18 protein-coding genes and 2 pseudogenes are annotated in these 14,823 nt (G+C 65.1%); 10 read left to right on the top strand and 10 right to left on the bottom strand.

Annotated features, from left to right (window positions below):
• Nucleotides 1-14 precede the first annotated feature (14 nt).
• Nucleotides 15-632: a PilZ domain-containing protein gene (locus AC628_RS05215; RefSeq protein WP_021077717.1), complete on the top strand. Its 618-nt coding sequence runs from the start codon at nt 15-17 to the stop codon at nt 630-632.
• A 332-nt stretch (nt 633-964) separates the two neighbouring features.
• Nucleotides 965-1,579, top strand: a complete 615-nt coding sequence (locus AC628_RS05210) for a transglutaminase-like cysteine peptidase (protein ID WP_074125669.1) — start codon at nt 965-967, stop codon at nt 1,577-1,579.
• A 129-nt stretch (nt 1,580-1,708) separates the two neighbouring features.
• Here AC628_RS05210 and AC628_RS05205 read toward each other — a convergent pair whose 3' ends face one another.
• Nucleotides 1,709-2,170, bottom strand: a complete 462-nt coding sequence (locus AC628_RS05205) for a hypothetical protein (protein WP_245321033.1) — start codon at nt 2,168-2,170, stop codon at nt 1,709-1,711.
• 45 nt (nt 2,171-2,215) lie between these two features.
• Here AC628_RS05205 and AC628_RS05200 point away from each other — a divergent pair, with 45 nt between their 5' ends.
• From AC628_RS05200 to AC628_RS05190, 3 genes are all read left to right on the top strand, one after another.
• The gene (locus tag AC628_RS05200; protein WP_074125668.1) at nt 2,216-2,857 is read left to right on the top strand and encodes a TetR/AcrR family transcriptional regulator; all 642 of its coding nucleotides are present in this window, start codon (nt 2,216-2,218) and stop codon (nt 2,855-2,857) included.
• Between the two features lie 20 nt (nt 2,858-2,877).
• Nucleotides 2,878-3,408, top strand: coding sequence for a bifunctional 3-hydroxydecanoyl-ACP dehydratase/trans-2-decenoyl-ACP isomerase (gene fabA / locus AC628_RS05195; RefSeq protein ID WP_074125667.1), 531 nt, complete (start codon nt 2,878-2,880; stop codon nt 3,406-3,408).
• 148 nt (nt 3,409-3,556) lie between these two features.
• Nucleotides 3,557-4,048, top strand: coding sequence for a hypothetical protein (locus AC628_RS05190; RefSeq protein ID WP_074125666.1), 492 nt, complete (start codon nt 3,557-3,559; stop codon nt 4,046-4,048).
• A gap of 525 nt (nt 4,049-4,573) precedes the next feature.
• On the opposite strand, the gene AC628_RS43740 is transcribed toward AC628_RS05190, so the two are convergent.
• The 3 genes from AC628_RS43740 to AC628_RS42565 form a co-directional block, all read right to left on the bottom strand.
• Nucleotides 4,574-4,723: a hypothetical protein gene (locus tag AC628_RS43740; RefSeq protein WP_168193304.1), complete on the bottom strand. Its 150-nt coding sequence runs from the start codon at nt 4,721-4,723 to the stop codon at nt 4,574-4,576.
• A 199-nt stretch (nt 4,724-4,922) separates the two neighbouring features.
• The gene (locus AC628_RS05180) at nt 4,923-5,402 is read right to left on the bottom strand and encodes a hypothetical protein (protein WP_074125664.1); all 480 of its coding nucleotides are present in this window, start codon (nt 5,400-5,402) and stop codon (nt 4,923-4,925) included.
• A gap of 154 nt (nt 5,403-5,556) precedes the next feature.
• Entirely contained in the window at nt 5,557-5,856 is a 300-nt protein-coding gene (locus AC628_RS42565; protein WP_143201445.1) for a hypothetical protein, read from the bottom strand.
• Between the two features lie 87 nt (nt 5,857-5,943).
• Between AC628_RS42565 and AC628_RS05175 the strand changes: the two genes are divergently transcribed.
• Nucleotides 5,944-6,180, top strand: coding sequence for a hypothetical protein (locus tag AC628_RS05175; protein WP_074125663.1), 237 nt, complete (start codon nt 5,944-5,946; stop codon nt 6,178-6,180).
• A 91-nt stretch (nt 6,181-6,271) separates the two neighbouring features.
• Here the strand turns inward: AC628_RS05175 and AC628_RS05170 are convergent, their stop codons facing one another.
• Nucleotides 6,272-6,802 (bottom strand): gamma carbonic anhydrase family protein, encoded by a 531-nt coding sequence (locus tag AC628_RS05170; RefSeq protein WP_074125662.1) that lies wholly within the window; start codon nt 6,800-6,802, stop codon nt 6,272-6,274.
• Nucleotides 6,803-6,894: 92 nt separating this feature from the next.
• Entirely contained in the window at nt 6,895-7,224 is a 330-nt protein-coding gene (locus AC628_RS05165) for a DUF6949 family protein (protein WP_074125661.1), read from the bottom strand.
• A gap of 221 nt (nt 7,225-7,445) precedes the next feature.
• On the opposite strand from AC628_RS05165, the gene AC628_RS05160 reads away from it, so the two are divergent.
• Nucleotides 7,446-8,156: a hypothetical protein gene (locus tag AC628_RS05160; protein WP_074125699.1), complete on the top strand. Its 711-nt coding sequence runs from the start codon at nt 7,446-7,448 to the stop codon at nt 8,154-8,156.
• A 117-nt stretch (nt 8,157-8,273) separates the two neighbouring features.
• On the opposite strand, the gene AC628_RS05155 is transcribed toward AC628_RS05160, so the two are convergent.
• Entirely contained in the window at nt 8,274-8,486 is a 213-nt protein-coding gene (locus AC628_RS05155; RefSeq protein WP_021077729.1) for a DUF3126 family protein, read from the bottom strand.
• 138 nt (nt 8,487-8,624) lie between these two features.
• A complete protein-coding gene (gene cysE, locus AC628_RS05150) occupies nt 8,625-9,452 on the bottom strand; it encodes a serine O-acetyltransferase (protein ID WP_074125660.1) in 828 nt (275 codons plus the stop codon).
• Between the two features lie 243 nt (nt 9,453-9,695).
• Between cysE and AC628_RS05145 the strand changes: the two are divergent.
• A pseudogene (locus AC628_RS05145) lies at nt 9,696-11,027 on the top strand (hypothetical protein); the annotation flags it as partial.
• Nucleotides 11,028-11,042: 15 nt separating this feature from the next.
• Here AC628_RS05145 and AC628_RS05140 read toward each other — a convergent pair.
• A complete protein-coding gene (locus AC628_RS05140) occupies nt 11,043-11,795 on the bottom strand; it encodes an alpha/beta fold hydrolase (protein ID WP_074125698.1) in 753 nt (250 codons plus the stop codon).
• A 90-nt stretch (nt 11,796-11,885) separates the two neighbouring features.
• Nucleotides 11,886-13,020, bottom strand: a pseudogene (locus AC628_RS05135) (hypothetical protein).
• 249 nt (nt 13,021-13,269) lie between these two features.
• Here AC628_RS05135 and AC628_RS05130 point away from each other — a divergent pair.
• Both AC628_RS05130 and AC628_RS05125 read left to right on the top strand, forming a co-directional pair.
• Nucleotides 13,270-13,515 carry a zinc-finger domain-containing protein gene (locus AC628_RS05130; RefSeq protein WP_021077734.1) on the top strand — a complete coding sequence of 82 codons (246 nt, stop codon included), beginning with the start codon at nt 13,270-13,272 and terminating at the stop codon, nt 13,513-13,515.
• 7 nt (nt 13,516-13,522) lie between these two features.
• Entirely contained in the window at nt 13,523-14,725 is a 1,203-nt protein-coding gene (locus AC628_RS05125; protein ID WP_074125659.1) for an FAD-dependent monooxygenase, read from the top strand.
• Nucleotides 14,726-14,823: the final 98 nt, after the last annotated feature.

Here is a 14,823-nt window from a genome sequence, read left to right as displayed (position 1 = left end):
CCGGGTTTGTCGTGATGTCGTTTGCACAGAAGAAAACTAACGTCGTCCCCGTTGCCGAAGAGCGGCGCCGCTTCCAGCGCGTCAAGGTGCACCTGCTCGGCCGCTACATGCTGCCCGACCGGCGCGAGTTTCCCTGCCAGATTATCAACATGTCCCCGGGCGGCCTCGCGCTGCTGGCGCCCGGCATCGGCAATGTCGGCGACCGCGTGATCGCCTATCTCGACCATATCGGCCGCGTCGAGGGCCGCATCACCCGCATCATCGACAACGGCTTTGCCATGACGATCGGCGCCACCGCGCGCAAGCGCGACAAGCTCGCCGCCCAGCTCACCTGGCTCGCCAATCGCGACATCCTCAATCTGCCCGAGGATCGCCGCCACGATCGTATCGTGCCGCGCAACCCGATCGCCCTGCTGACCCAGGAAGACGGCACGCGGATGACCTGCCGCATCATCGACCTCTCCTTGTCCGGTGCGGCTATTGCCGCCGAGAACCGCCCGCCGCTGAAATCGCTGGTGATGCTCGGCCGGGTGCAGGCCCGCGTGGTGCGAAACCTCGAGGAAGGCTTCGCGCTCGAGTTCGTCCACGAGCAATCCGCGGAAACCCTCGAAGAGAGCGTTACCGCGAGGTAAAGCGAAAAACCGCTCAAGCCCCCGTTTTCAGCCTGCGAAGGCGGCCTCCGGTGCACCGGTGGCCGCCTTCGCCGCTTTTGGCCCGGCACAATCGGCGGTTAACGGCCGCGCCGTTTGGCGCAACAAACCGCGCTGGCGCAACGCTTGCCGTGTTAATGCATAAAATTTGAATCAATTGCAGTTGTTTCAAATTTTACGCGAATTCGATTCAAGTATAGATCGAATTCGCCGCAGCTTTTACCAGTATTCGCATCAAATCTACTTTGCGTACTTAGCGGCGGCGCAAAAGCTTTGTGCGAAACGTGGTCCCAACAAGAAGAACGGGGGCCACGATGTTTGGGTTCAGGGGACAGGGGAAAGGTTTGGCGGTTGCCGCCATTCTGTTTGCGACGTGCGTGTCGGCCAAGGCCGGCGACGTGGTCTACGCCAGCCTGGGTGACGTTGCGCGTTCGCCGATCGGCTGGGTCGAATTCTGCGCCGACAATCCGGCCGAATGCCGCGGCGGCGCGACGCAACCACGCGACATCGTGATGTCGCAGACCGCTTGGCGCGACCTCGTGCGGGTCAACAAGTGGGTCAACGAATCCATCAAGCCGATGACCGACATGGATCATTGGGGCGTGATCGAGAAATGGTCGTTGCCGACAGACGGCTACGGCGACTGCGAGGACTACGTGCTCCTGAAGCGCAAGATGCTGATGGATGCCGGCTGGCCGCGCTCGGCGCTGTTGATCACGGTGGTGCGCGACAAGAAGGGCGAAGGCCACGCGGTGCTGACGGTGAAGACCGACAAGGGCGAGTTCGTGCTCGATAACCAGAACGAGAGCATCGTCGCCTGGACGGAGACCGGCTACCGCTTCGTCAAGCGGCAATCGCAGAGCGATGCCAATGTGTGGGTCTCGCTCGGCGACAGCCGCCCCGCAATTTCAACCGCAAGCTCGCGCTGAGCGGCAACAAGGAATCGAGTTCGCGACCCGGTCACATCCCCACCCCTCCCCGTCCCAGACCGGTTCGCGCGCGGCCAGGCTTCCCCCAAAGCCTGGCCGCAACCATTTTGGGAAAGCGGCGACCGCTGATCAAAAGAAGCGATCGAGGAAGGCCGCCGTCTGGTCGGTGATGCCGACGATCTTGTTGGTGGCCTGCCGATAGAATTTGAAGTTGAGCTCGGTCTCGGGCCGGCCATCGTCCCAATCCTTGAAGCGCTTGAGTTGGTCGCGTCCGGGCGGGCGCCTTGCCAACGCAACGCGCCTGACCGCGATGCCGACGCGCGGCGTTTGCCTGGCGATGCCAGCCTTGCGCGGCACCGCTTCGGCCGCGGTGACGATGCCACGCGCGATCAGGCCGTTGCCGCCCTCGTTCTCGCTCGCGAATACGAACACGACGTCGCCTGCGACGATCAGCTTGCCGCCGTACATGGTTTTCTGCGCGGCGAAGGTGAACGCCTTCGCCCGTGGTTCACGGATCTCGGTCTTGATCGCAAACGCCATCGCACGCCTTTCGCCGGTTCGCTCGGCCGTCCGGCGTCCGAGGCTTGACATCCTAGCATCCACTCGATTGAATTGAATTCAATTCAGGGACAAGCGATGGGCGCAACGAGTCTCGGGACACGCGGACGGCTGCTCGCGGCGGCCCAACAGGAACTGATCGAGGGCCAGGGGCACCTCGAGATGCAGGCCGTCGCGAGACGTGCGCAGGTCTCGGTCGGCCTCGCCTATCACCACTTCGGATCGAAGGCCTGCCTGATCGCCGCCGTGGTCGAGGACTTCTATGAGCGCCTCGACGAGGCGGCATTCGGCGGCGCCAAGCTGTCCGCAACGAACTGGGCGGATCGGGAGAAGGCGCGGATCGGCGTCTATGTCGCCTTTCACTGTGAGCACCCGTTCGCACCCCTCGTGATCGGCCCGCTGAGCCGTGCACCCGAGGTCCTCGACGTCGAGACCGCCTTCACCGGCCGCCAGCTCGCGGCCGGTGCGCGCATGCTCGAAGCCGCGCAGCGCGACGGGATCGTGCCCGCGGAGCTCGACCCTCACCTCACCATCGCGCTCATGATCGGCGGCATCCGCCAGGCGCTGATCGGCGCGCTGACAGGCGAACGGCGGCCGGATCCGGCAAGGCTGACCGGGGACATCTGGGCCTTCATGGCCGCCGCGCTGCGCCTGCCGCCCGGCCCCCCGCCCAGCAGTCAAAGACCACGCGGCGCAGCCGCACCTAACGTTCAACTTTAACCCCAAGGTCGGTGGCTATCTTGTTCAACCCGCACGATTTTCACACGCCGCAATCGTCCTACAGCAAGCCGGATCTGCTGCGCTCGAGCGAGGGCGGCTATTTCGGCCCCGGCAATGCGCAGCTGCCGGCCCCGCCGATGCTGATGATGGATCGCATCACCGATATCGACATCGACGGCGGCGCGTTCGGCAAGGGCCGCGTCGCGGCCGAACTCGACGTTGCGCCGGACCACTGGTTCTTCGCCTGTCACTTTGCCGGCGACCCGGTGATGCCCGGTTGCCTCGGTCTCGACGCGATGTGGCAGATCATCGGCTTCTGGCTCGGCTGGTCGGGCTCGCCGGGCAAAGGCCGCGCGCTCGGGGTCGGCGAGGTCAAGTTCCGGGGGCACATCACGCCCGACGTCAGGCTGGTGCGCTACGAGGTCGACATGCGTCAGGTCCGGCGCGGCCGCCTGGTGCTGGGGATCGCCGATGGCCGTGTGCTCGCCGGCGGCGCTTGCGTCTATCTGGCAAAGGACATGAGGGTCGGCCTGATCGCGCCCGCGGGCTGAGGCGCCGCACAGTCCCGTTTTGGGGCAGAAGCCTCGGAATTTGCGGCTGATTTCGCAGACCCCGCGCCATCGGCTTGAAGCCCCGGGTTTTGCCCGCGGCGAGGTTGTGCTATTTCGAACCTTTCAATTGATGTCCGGTTCTGGTCGCATGGTCGAACTTGCCCCCCGGAATTCGCAAGCCAGCAGCCTGATCGGCGTGCAGCCGATCGCGATCGGCGCCGTGGCGCTGGTGCTCGTGCTGTTCGGGTTCGGCTCGATCGCGCTGTGGCGCAGCTTCGGCGGCAACGTGCCGGAGACCGATCGGATGGTCGCGGTCCGCCAGTTGCAGGCGCGGACCGCACAGGTCTCCGAGGCCCTGGTGGAAAAGACCAAGGGGATGGAGGCGACCCAGCAGGAATCCATCGACCAGTTGCAGGAAGTGCAGGACCAGCTGCTGACCATGCGCAAGCAGTTCGCCCTGCAGCAGGCCGACGCCAAGAGGCTGTCCGACCAGGTCGCCGCACTGACCGAGCAGGTCGAGGGGTTGCGCCAGTCGCTGGCGAGCGCGCAAGCCAATGAGCCGGCCGCCGAGCCCGAGCCGCGCAAGCGGTCGAACGCCACACGGAGCGCCAACCGCAAGCGCCACAGATCGCGCGGTTGACGAGCGAAGATGGCGATCACCCGGTCACCGGCGGCCATCAAAATGCGCCAAATCCCGAACAAGATCAGCAGCTAAGGTGGAACTCGCGGACTCCAGGCCTGCTGACGGCGGCCTCGCTTGAGTGCCCGCTACCGTGAATTAATCCGGACTTTGTGAACTGGTTCACATAACCGACTTCGAATCCGAGTCATCCTTAAATCACCGGATGGCGTGAGCCGATTTCAATATCCGGGGCTGGCAAGGTCGTTGACGGTATACTACGTCGACGGCCTTGTTTTTTGGGGCGCTGGAATCCCGGTCTCGGGACTGGCCCGCCAAGGCCTGGCTCCCGACACCTAGAGTCTTTCCCGTTCCGACAGAGTCGGAACGGGGCTCTAGGTTTTTGTCTTGATGCGTTTTCTTCACGCGAACCGGTATCCACTTCGCTCGAAAACGCTCGAGCCGAAGCAGCACGACGAGCCCGGCTGACCGGGCTCTGCATCTACGGCATCGCTACGGCTATAGCGCAGCGAACGGCGCTGCCGCTTATTTGATGCGATCGCGCATGACGCGACCGCCCTTCTGCCGCAACCGCGCAAGCTGCGGCTCGAGCTCGTGGAGCATGTAGACCAGCGCAACGGCAAGGCTCGAAACAACCACCATGAACAGCAATGTCAGATCAGGAATGGTCAGCATCTCGGATGTCCTCTGAGGCCCGGCTCCAACCGCAGCCGGACCATGTGTATTCGCGACGCGCTCACGCAACTGCCGTCACGCAAAGCAAGCTGCATACCAATGCGCGACGGCCTCGGCATCAAGACACCGAGGCCGCGCCAAACATTCCAAGACCATCAGCATGGCGATCGCATGGACCGGCCATGCATCAGCGGATGGCTCAGTTGCAAACCTGCACCGGCCGGACCTGCCAGCCATACGGTGTCAGCATGCGACGGCGCACGACGTAGCAGCCGCCGTCACCGTAGCCATAACCATAGCCGTAGCCATCGTCGTAGCCGTAGCCGGCGTAGTACGGATTGCCGTAGTAGCCGTCATAGTAATCGTAGGCGCCATAGCCGAGCCCGAAGCCGATCGCTGCCGCTGCGAACGGATAGCCCCAGCCGCGCCGGTGCCAGCCGCCACCATGCCAGCCGCCGCCGTGCCAACCGCCTCCGCCAGCCCAACCGCCGCCGATCGCAGCCGACCGGAAGCCGCCGCCCGCGCCCATGGCGCGGAATGCACCGCCGTGGAAGCCGCCGAAACCGCCGCCGCCGTGGAAGCCACCGCCGCCAAATCCGCCGCGCGCCGACGCGGCGTCGACCGTGAACAGGCCGACCGAGGCCGTCGCCAGCAAGGCGATCATCGTTTTACGCAACATCACCCGTTACTCCTTTTCCAAGGCTCTTCTTTTCAAGCCTCCTCCGCCGCGTCGCGCGCATGCTAACCCAATCTAGGATCGCGGCTTCCAACGCGCGCCTGTGTCGCGCTCACTTCTGCGCGACCCGCATTCATCAAGGCACACACGTCAAAAGTTAACAGCCGCGGCAGATGCCCTTCAGCCGTTGCTCGACCGCCTTGTTCTCATCGGCGATCGCCTTGTCGACGCTCTCTGTCGTCGTCGCCGAACCGGTGGTGACGCCCTTACCGGTATTGAGGCTGCCGGAGGATTGCGCGGTCCCGGCCCTGTTCGTCCCGGGCGGCGACGCCACTTGTGGTGATGTCGGGCTGGCTGATGAGGGGCTGCCGGTCCCAGCACCCTGGGCGAACGCAACGACTGGCGCAGACAGAATCACGATTGTCGTGAGTGCGATGGTGACGGATAATTTGCGCATGGAAGTTCTCCCTTGCGAACATCAACGGGTCCGCAAAACGCCGGTTCCCACCGGCGTTGGAGCGATAAGGTTTGGGAGCAATGCAATTTGCGCAAGCTGATCGAGTTTGACGACGACACTTTCGACAAGCTGAAGCAGCTTGGACGCGACCGGATGGCGACCTTGCAGGAGCTCGCAGACGAGGCCTTCGCCGACCTGCTCAGGAAGCACGGTATTCCGATCGACCTGAAGGATGCGCTGCGCAAGAGCGCAAGACTTCAGGAGGCAGCAAAGCCCGGCCCCGCAGCACCGAAGGCTGCGCGCAAGCAGGGCCGCAAGCGCTGAAAACCAGAACTATTGTCTAAGCATGATCTCCGCGCAAACGCTACGCGTTTGTCGCGTGGGAAAACCGCTTCGCATTTTTCCGGATCATGCTTTAGCCGATCTTCTTCAGTCCGGCTTTGTACTGCGGTCCCCTGATCGCGTAGGACTTGGCCGGCCGCGACAACGCTTCCGCCTGCGCGGCATCAAGCGTGCGCACCACGCGCGCGGGCGCACCGATGATCAGTGAGTTTTCCGGAAACTCCTTGCCCTCGGTGATGACCGAGCCGGCGCCGACCACGCTGCCGCGCCTGATGCGCGCGCCGTTCATCACGATCGATCCCATCCCGATCAGCACGCCGTCTTCCAGCGTGCAGCCATGTACGATCGCGTTGTGGCCGATCGTGACGTTGTAGCCGATGGTCAGGGGAAAGCCGGGATCGACATGCAGGGTCGAATTGTCCTGGACGTTGGAGCCCTCGCCGATCTCGATCCACTCATTGTCGCCGCGCAGCACCGCGCCGAACCAGACGCTCGCTCCGGGCTTGAGGCGCACCTTGCCGATCACGACGGCGTTGTCGGCGATGAAATAGCTGCCGTCAGCGGGAAGATCGGGCCCCTGCCCGTCGAGTTCGTAGATCGCCATTGAGGTCTCCTTGGATCGGAGGAGACCTTGGCACAGCGGCCGACATGGTTTCAAGCAAGCGCGACCATGATCCGGCGCGGATCACGATCGGATCAGCCGAGCACGCCCGCGGCGCGCAGCGTCATCATGAAGAAGGTGCCCGACATCAGGCTCCAGAAGCCGGAGATGACGGTTGCCATCATCACGAACTCGAAGCGGCGGCGCTCGATGCGTGCGCCGCGCAGCGTGTTGCGCATGATGATGAAAGGTGCGGCGAAGACGAGGAACGGGACCGCCGCGAAGGTCTTCGGCGCCACGCCCTCCTGCAGCAGGCCGAAGCCGGCCGGGCGCTCGGCCATTGCCTGATAGCCGCTCGCCAGTGCGCCCGCGAACGCAAAGCCAATCAAGAGCGAGAACAGGGAATTCAAGGTATCGGGCGACATCGGGAACTTCCGGTACGCAACTGGCTACTCACCCCTGCTTCGCAGAATTGGCCGCCGGCCGCCACATCATCCTTAAGGAAAGGTTAATCCGGCTCGCCTGGCGCGGCGTTTGCGCATGGCCATTCGCTCAGGGATTCCGTTGGAATCGTACGGAAATTCCTCGCCTCATGGCATATTCGGCGGGTGATTCGACCACCCCCGATCCGGTCTTTGCCTCGTTCATGACGCTTCTGTCGACCGCCCAGCATCTCGCCCGCGACACCCGCCGCAATCCGCGCGCGCATCTCGTCCCGATCATCGCGTCGGCGGTCATCGCGGCCGGCGCGATTGCGCTCGTCGCCTACCTGCTGTGGCCGACCTATACGACCGTCCCGGCGAGCGATCCGTCGCGGCTGCCGGTCAGCGTCGGCGGCACGCTGTTCAACGTGCCGACGATGGCCGTGCGCATGAAGATCCAGCGCCATTCCGGGCCGCAGGAGCGCGTCGATCTGAGCTTCCTCTATCCGTCGCTGGAGGCGCCTGCCGCGCCGAAGCACTACAGCGCCGATACGGTCGAGGACAAGGTGCAGCCGATCGACAGGATCTTCGTGTCGATCGCGGCGCACCACGATTCACTGGCGCCGGACATGCGCCTGCGCACGATCTACCCGCGCTATCTCGACGAGCGTGCCAATACCGATGACGGCTTGACGGCGCGCGCGTTCCGCGAGGGCACGCCCTATGGCGGCGAGGACCTGTTCACCGCGACCGAGCCGCAGCTGGTCGCGCGCTGCACCCGCGACACCTCAACACCTGGCATGTGCCTGAGCGAGCAGCGCATTGAGGGCGCCGACCTGACCTTCCGCTTTCCGCGCAGCTGGCTCGCGCAATGGCGCGACATCGCTACCGCGATGGGCCGCCTCTCCGCGCAGATGCACAGCGCGAAGGGTTAGCGCGACCTGCTATCCGTCATTGCGAGGAGCGAAGCGACGAAGCAATCCATGCTTCTGCGCGTGAGGTTCGATGGATTGCTTCGCTCCGCTCGCAATGACGGGGCAAGCCGCTCAGCCTTACTCGGCGAGATCTTCTTCCAGAATGGCCATCTGGAACTGGAACGAGCGATCATCGTCCTCGTCGTCGACGAACAGCACGCCGATGAACTCCTCGCCGATATAGACCTCGGCGGAGTCGTCCTTCTTGGGCCGCGGCACCACGCGGATCTTGGGATTGCTGAACACGCGTTTCAGATACGCGTCGAGCTTCCTGACTTCCTGAACGTCCACGGCCGTCTCCAATCGGGTCGATGATTTTCGGGGAGGTTTTAGGACGAGACGGCAAAGATCGCCAGAGCCTTTTCAGGCTTTGGCGACGTGATGTTGCGCACACGCTGAAACGCGCTGCCGATCAGAAAGCGAATGAAATCAAAGACCGATCGCGCCCAGCATCTGATCCATGGTGCGCGACGGCTCGGCACAGCCGGCCTCGCCGACGATTTTCGCCGGCACGCCCGCGACCGTGACGTTGTGCGGCACGGGCTTGACCACGACGGAGCCCGCCGCGATGCGCGCGCAATGGCCGATCTCGATATTGCCGAGGATCTTGGCGCCGGCGCCGATCAGCACGCCGTGACGGATCTTCGGATGGCGATCCTCGTTCTCCTTGCCGGTGCCGCCGAGCGTCACGCCATGCAGGATCGAGACGTCGTCCTCGATGACGGCGGTCTCGCCGCAGACGAAACCGGTGGCGTGATCGAGGAAGATGCCGCGGCCGATCCTGGCGGCCGGATTGATGTCGGTCTGGAACACTGCCGAGGAGCGGCTTTGCAGGTAGAAGGCAAAGTCCTTGCGGCCCTTCTGATAGAGCCAGTGCGCCAAGCGATGGGTCTGCAGCGCATGAAAGCCCTTGAAGTAGAGCAAGGGGTCGATGAAGCGCGAGGTCGCGGGATCGCGGTCATAGACGGCGACGAGATCGGCGCGGAACGCGTTGCCGATATCGGGCTCGTCGCGCAGCGCCTCGCCATAGGTCTGGCGGATCAGGTCGCCCGACAGCGCGCCGTGGTCGAGCCGCTCGGCAATGCGATGGACCACTGAATCTTCGAGGCGCTCATGATGCAGCACGGTCGCATAGATGAAGGATGCGAGCTCCGGCTCGCGCCGCAGGATGTCCTCCGCCTCGCCGCGGATCCGATCCCAGATCGGATCGAGCGCCGCCAGCTTGCTCCCCTGCGGATTGACCTGATGAACTGCCATAGCTGCTCTCGCAATTCGGTTGTTCTGATGTGCGTTATAGCACGGTGGACCCAGCGCGTCCCGGGAAGGCTCGGCGCGGTAAACCCCACCCCCACGCTCCCGGACCAGCGTCTAGGGGAGTTGGTCGGGATTTTGCCGAAATCAAGCCGTGCTTCTGCAACTATTGGCGGATTTCGTCTCCAGTGTGGTTTTGGGCATGGTCGGCCCCAATAAAAAGGGGGAAACATCATCAATACCCGGAGTTTGGGCGCCCGCCTGACCGACGCACGGTCGGTCTGGATCGCCACCATTGCCATCCCCCTCCTCCTGCTCGCCCCTGCCTTCTGGAACGGCTATCCGCTGCTCCAATGGGATACCGGCGGCTATCTGGCGCGCTGGTATGAGGGCTATCTGGTGCCGAGCCGGTCCACGGTATTCGGCATCTACCTCCATGCCGGCGAGACATCGGGCTTCTGGCTCAACCTCGGCATCCAGACCTTGGCGACGCTGTGGGTCCTGCAGCTGACCCTGCGCGTGTTCGGCCTCGCCCGGCCGGTCCGGATGATCGCGATCAGCCTTGCGCTGATCGCAACCACCGCGCTGCCCTGGCTCGCGAGCATGCTGCTGACCGACATCTTTGCCGGCCTTTCGGTGCTCGCGCTCTTCATCCTCGTCCTGCACGGCGACAGGGTTTCGACGCTGGAGAAGGCAGTGCTGTTCGGCTTCGTCGCGTTTTCGGCGGCAACGCACAGCGCAACGCTCGGGGTGCTGCTTGGCCTGTGCTGCGTCGGCTGGATGCTGCGGCCGTGGCTCGGCCGGCGCATCCCGGTCGCAAGCCTCGTGCAAGGCAGCCTCACGACCGTCGCGGGTGCCGCAATGCTGCTGGCGGCGAATTTTGCGCTATCCGGGCAACTGGCCTGGACGCCCGGCGGCATCGGCGTCGCGTTCGGCCGCATGCTGCAGGATGGCATCGTCGCGCAATATCTGCGCGACAACTGCGCGAAGGAGAACCTGAAGCTCTGTCCCTATCGCGACGAGCTGCCGCCGACCGCCGACGACTTCCTGTGGGGCCACAGCATGTTCAACACGCTCGGCCGCTTCCAGGGACTGAACGACGAGATGGGCTATATCGTGAAGCGTTCGCTGGCCGAATATCCGGCATGGCAGGCCGAGGCCGCGTTGACTGCGACCGCCGACCAGCTCATGCATGTCGCGACCGGCGAAGGCACCAGCGGCTGGATCCCGCACACCTACGGCATCATCGAGCGCTACATTCCCGCGCAGGTCGCGCCGATGCGCGCGGCGCGGCAACAGAAATGGCATCTCGACTTCACCGCGATCAACCGCATCCATGTGCCGGTCGCGCTGGCCTCGATGCTGCTCACCGTGCTGCTGTTCGGCCGCGGGCTGTGGCAGCGCCGGCTCGACGATCTGACGCTGCTGGCAGGCACGGTCACGCTCGCTCTGCTCGGCAATGCCGCCATCTGCGGCGTGATCTCGGGACCGCACGACCGCTACGGCGCGCGCATGGTGTGGGTCGCAACCTTCGTGGTGCTGATCGCGGGGGCGCGTGCCTTCGCCAAAGACGATGCCGAGAACGACGCCGACGAGCTATTTGCGCTGCGACAGGAAGTCGATGACGCCGGTCTTGTAGACCTTGTCACCGACCGCCCGCATGTGGTCGCGGTTCGGAATGTCGAGCACCTGCGACCCCGGAATGATGCGGCCGAGCGCTGACGCCGAGCCCGCGATCTCATCCTTGCTGCCGACCGCGATCAGAATCGGCACGCGGATGCCGGCGGCCTCCTCGCGCGTCATCAGCCGGCGCGAGCCGCGCAGGCAGGCCGCGAGCGCGCGGCGGTCGGAGCGGGTCTGATCGGCGAAGGCGCGGAAGGTGCGGCCGACCGGATCGGTGACATCGTCCAGCGACGGCGCCTCCAGCGCCAGCGCGACGGCGTCGCCAGGACCGCCGCCCTCGATCAGCCCGATGCCGATGCCACCCAGGATCGCCGAGCGCACCCGCTCGGAATTTTCGCGCGCCAGGATCGCCGTCATCCGCGAGCCCAGCGAATAGCCCATGATGTCGGCGCGCGCGATGCCGAGATGATCCATCAGCGCGATCACGTCGCCTGCCATGATCGCGATCTCGTACTGCGCGGCATCGTAGAGCTTGGCGGATTCGCCGTGACCTCGATTGTCGAGCGCGATGACGCGCCGGCCGGCCTTGACGAGCTCCGACACCCAGGTCGGATAGATCCAGTTGACGTTCTTGCTCGAGGCAAAGCCGTGCACCAGCACGATCGGCTCGCCCGCGCCTTCGTCGATATAGGCAATTTCAACATCGCCGTGGTGGAAACTCGGCATCATCGATTCCGTTTTGTTCTTGGGATTTTTCTTGGGATTTTTGTCGTTGGGATTTGCGATCGACCGGCGACCGCCAGCTTAGCCAGAAACCTAACTTCTGGCAGGCATACTCGCCAGCGCCGCCTGCGCAGCCATCTGCCGCTTCAGGCGCAGGGCCTTGCTTCGTCTCAGCCACCACGCCGTGGCTCGCTCGCTGGTGGCCTTGATCGACGACAGGAAGCCGAACAGAGCGAGCAGCGCGCCGAACAGCCACATGGCGAGATTGAACGTGCCGGCCACGAGCAGCAGCGCGCCGCGGCCGAGCAGCTTGATGATCGCGCGGGTCTGGCCGCCCTTCACGTCGGCGATGCGGGTCGCGCGTGCGATCTCCTGCGGGTTCTCCGCGACCTTCAGCGTGTCGCGCGCGGCGCGAACGCCGGCCGCCTCGCCGATCCGCCCGACATCCTTGGCGACACGCACCAGCGCGCCGGCCTTCTCGGCGCGGAACGCTGCGCGAATGGCGGTTGCGGTTTCCGCCGGCCGAAGCACCGAGCCGGACGCGACCGCCTCGCGCAGCGCCGGCTGATCGACCATCTCGCGGGTCGAGCGTCCGGCCCATTCGATCATGCCCTCGCTCAGCCGTCCCGCCCTTGCGCGTGTCCTTGACCAGCGTCAGCCCGGCGCGCAGCGGCCCGACGCCGCCGACCGACACATAGGTCGCCGCGGTCACGGCGAGCCCGGCGGCCGCAAGGCCGAGCACCAGCCGGTCGGTGTCCTCGCCCATCACGAGATGCTTGCCCTCGCGCACGACATCCCTGATGTCACCGAACACGAACAGGTCGCCCGCGACCGTGCCGGACAGGCTCGCGACATCGTCGGCGTTGCCGGTCACGAGGCCGGTGGCGAACCCTTTGGCGAAATGCGTGGTGGACGACTGCTCGGCGCGCGCGTCGTCGACGCGCTTGGTGAGTTCCGCACTGAGCGCGATGTTCTTTTCGCCCGCCAGCGCGACAAAGCTGGTCGCAAGATCGGCGTCCCCGGAGGCGAGTGCCGCCTCGATATTGTCCGAGATCAACGCCGGGTTGTTGCGCAGCACGGAATTGACCCTGAGGTCGGCGAGATCTGCGGGATCGTCCCGCGCTGACAGCACCGCGCCGGCGTCACGGGCATGCGGCCAAATAGCCACGCCCATGGCAGCACTTGCTGCCAGGCCAGCCACCGCAACGCCGAGGCGCACCCCGTTCATTCCGCTTGAAACCTCAAGTTTAATTCGCCTTGTTTCGTTCGCCTTGGACATAGTGTGCCGTTTTTGCGACACAACGGCTCCGACCAAAGAAGGGCTTCTCTGGGACGACAAGATTGTGTCGAATTTGCATGAGCAAATGAGCCATCGGGGCTCTAGGAATCAACTGTTCCCGCCAGTATGGTGCGCGGCATTTCGCGATGCCGCATGCTGTTGATTGCGTCTGCCCATCGTTGCCACCAAGGTGAGAATATGTCCGACCACGTCGTCCCGCACTTCCATAACGATGCCGGAGTTTCGGTGATCGAGATCGGATCGCAGGAGTTCATGTGCGTGGGCGCCAACCCGCCGTTCGATCATCCGCACGTGTTCCTCGACCTCGGCAACGACAACGAGATCATCTGCCCGTACTGCTCGACGCTCTATCGCTTCGCGCCCGACCTTGCTGCCGGCGAAGCGCGGCCGCCGGAATGCGTGCTGAAAGACAAGGTCGCCTGACCGCTCCGTGGCGCTGACGCGAACCGTCATCGTTGCTGGCGCCGGGATCGGAGGACTGACGGCGTCGCTGACCCTGGCGGCACAGGGCTTTCGCGTCGTGGTGCTGGAAAAGGCCGAGCGGCTCGAGGAAGCCGGCGCCGGCATCCAGCTCTCCCCCAATGCCAGCCGTATCCTGGTCGAGCTCGGGCTCAAGGAGCCGCTGGCGCGGCGCGCGGTCACGCCTGAATCCGTCAACATCCTAAGCGCGCGGGCCGGCGGCGAGATCGCACGGATGCCGCTCGGCAAGGCGGCCGAGTTCCGCGCCGGCGCCCCCTATTGGGTGATCCACCGCGCCGATCTGCAGGCCGCATTGCAGGCCGCCGTCAACGAGCATCCCGATATCGATCTGCGGCTCGGCTGCCAGTTCGAGGACGTCACCAAGCACGCCAAGGGCCTGACGGTGGTGCAGCGCCGCGGCAATTCACGGCAGGAGGAATTGGCGGTCGCGCTGGTCGGCGCCGACGGCATCTGGTCGTCGGTCCGCGGACATTTGTTTCCGGATGTGCAGCCGCAATTCTCCGGCCTGATCGCCTGGCGCGGCACGCTGGACGCAACCGCCCTGCCCCGTGAATACACCGCGCCGCGCGTGCAGCTCTGGATGGGACCGGACGCCCATCTCGTGGCCTATCCGATCTCGGCCGGACGCCAGATCAACGTGGTCGCGATCGTGTCGGGCACCTGGAATCGGCCCGGCTGGAGCGCGCCCGGCGACGGCAACGAGATCAAGGGCGCGTTCGCCACCGCGCGCTGGCCCGCCACGGCGCGGATGCTGATCGGCGCGGTCGATGGCTGGCGCAAATGGGCCCTGTTCACCCTGCCCGATATTGGCCGCTGGAGCGAAGGCGCCGTCGCACTGATCGGCGACGCCGCGCACGCGATGTTGCCGTTTGCCGCACAAGGCGCCGGCATGGCGATCGAGGATGCGGCCGTGCTCGCCAAGGCCTTGGCCGACTGCACCGGCGAGAACACCGCGGGCATTCCCGCCGCATTGAAGCGCTACGCGCGGATGCGGCGCGGACGTGTGCTGAAGGTGCAGCGGATGGCGCGGCAGCAGGGCCGCATCTATCATCTGAGTGGACCATTGGCGATCGCGCGCGATCTTGCGATCCGCGCCATCGGTCCGGAGCGCATGCTGGCGCGGCAGGACTGGATCTACGACTGGCGCGCCTGAGCCGAGCGCGCCGCCGCAGCAACCGCTTCTTCTGAAAACGTCGACTTAGTGAACGAGGCCGCGTGGGGCGCGCGGCCCGTTCGCGGCCGGCGCGGGCG

The sequence above is a fragment of the Bradyrhizobium sp. NAS96.2 genome (genome assembly GCF_001908235.1).
Classification (GTDB): domain Bacteria; phylum Pseudomonadota; class Alphaproteobacteria; order Rhizobiales; family Xanthobacteraceae; genus Bradyrhizobium.
Note: the sequence above shows the minus strand (reverse complement) of the source record. Positions and strands in the feature narration are given on the sequence as shown.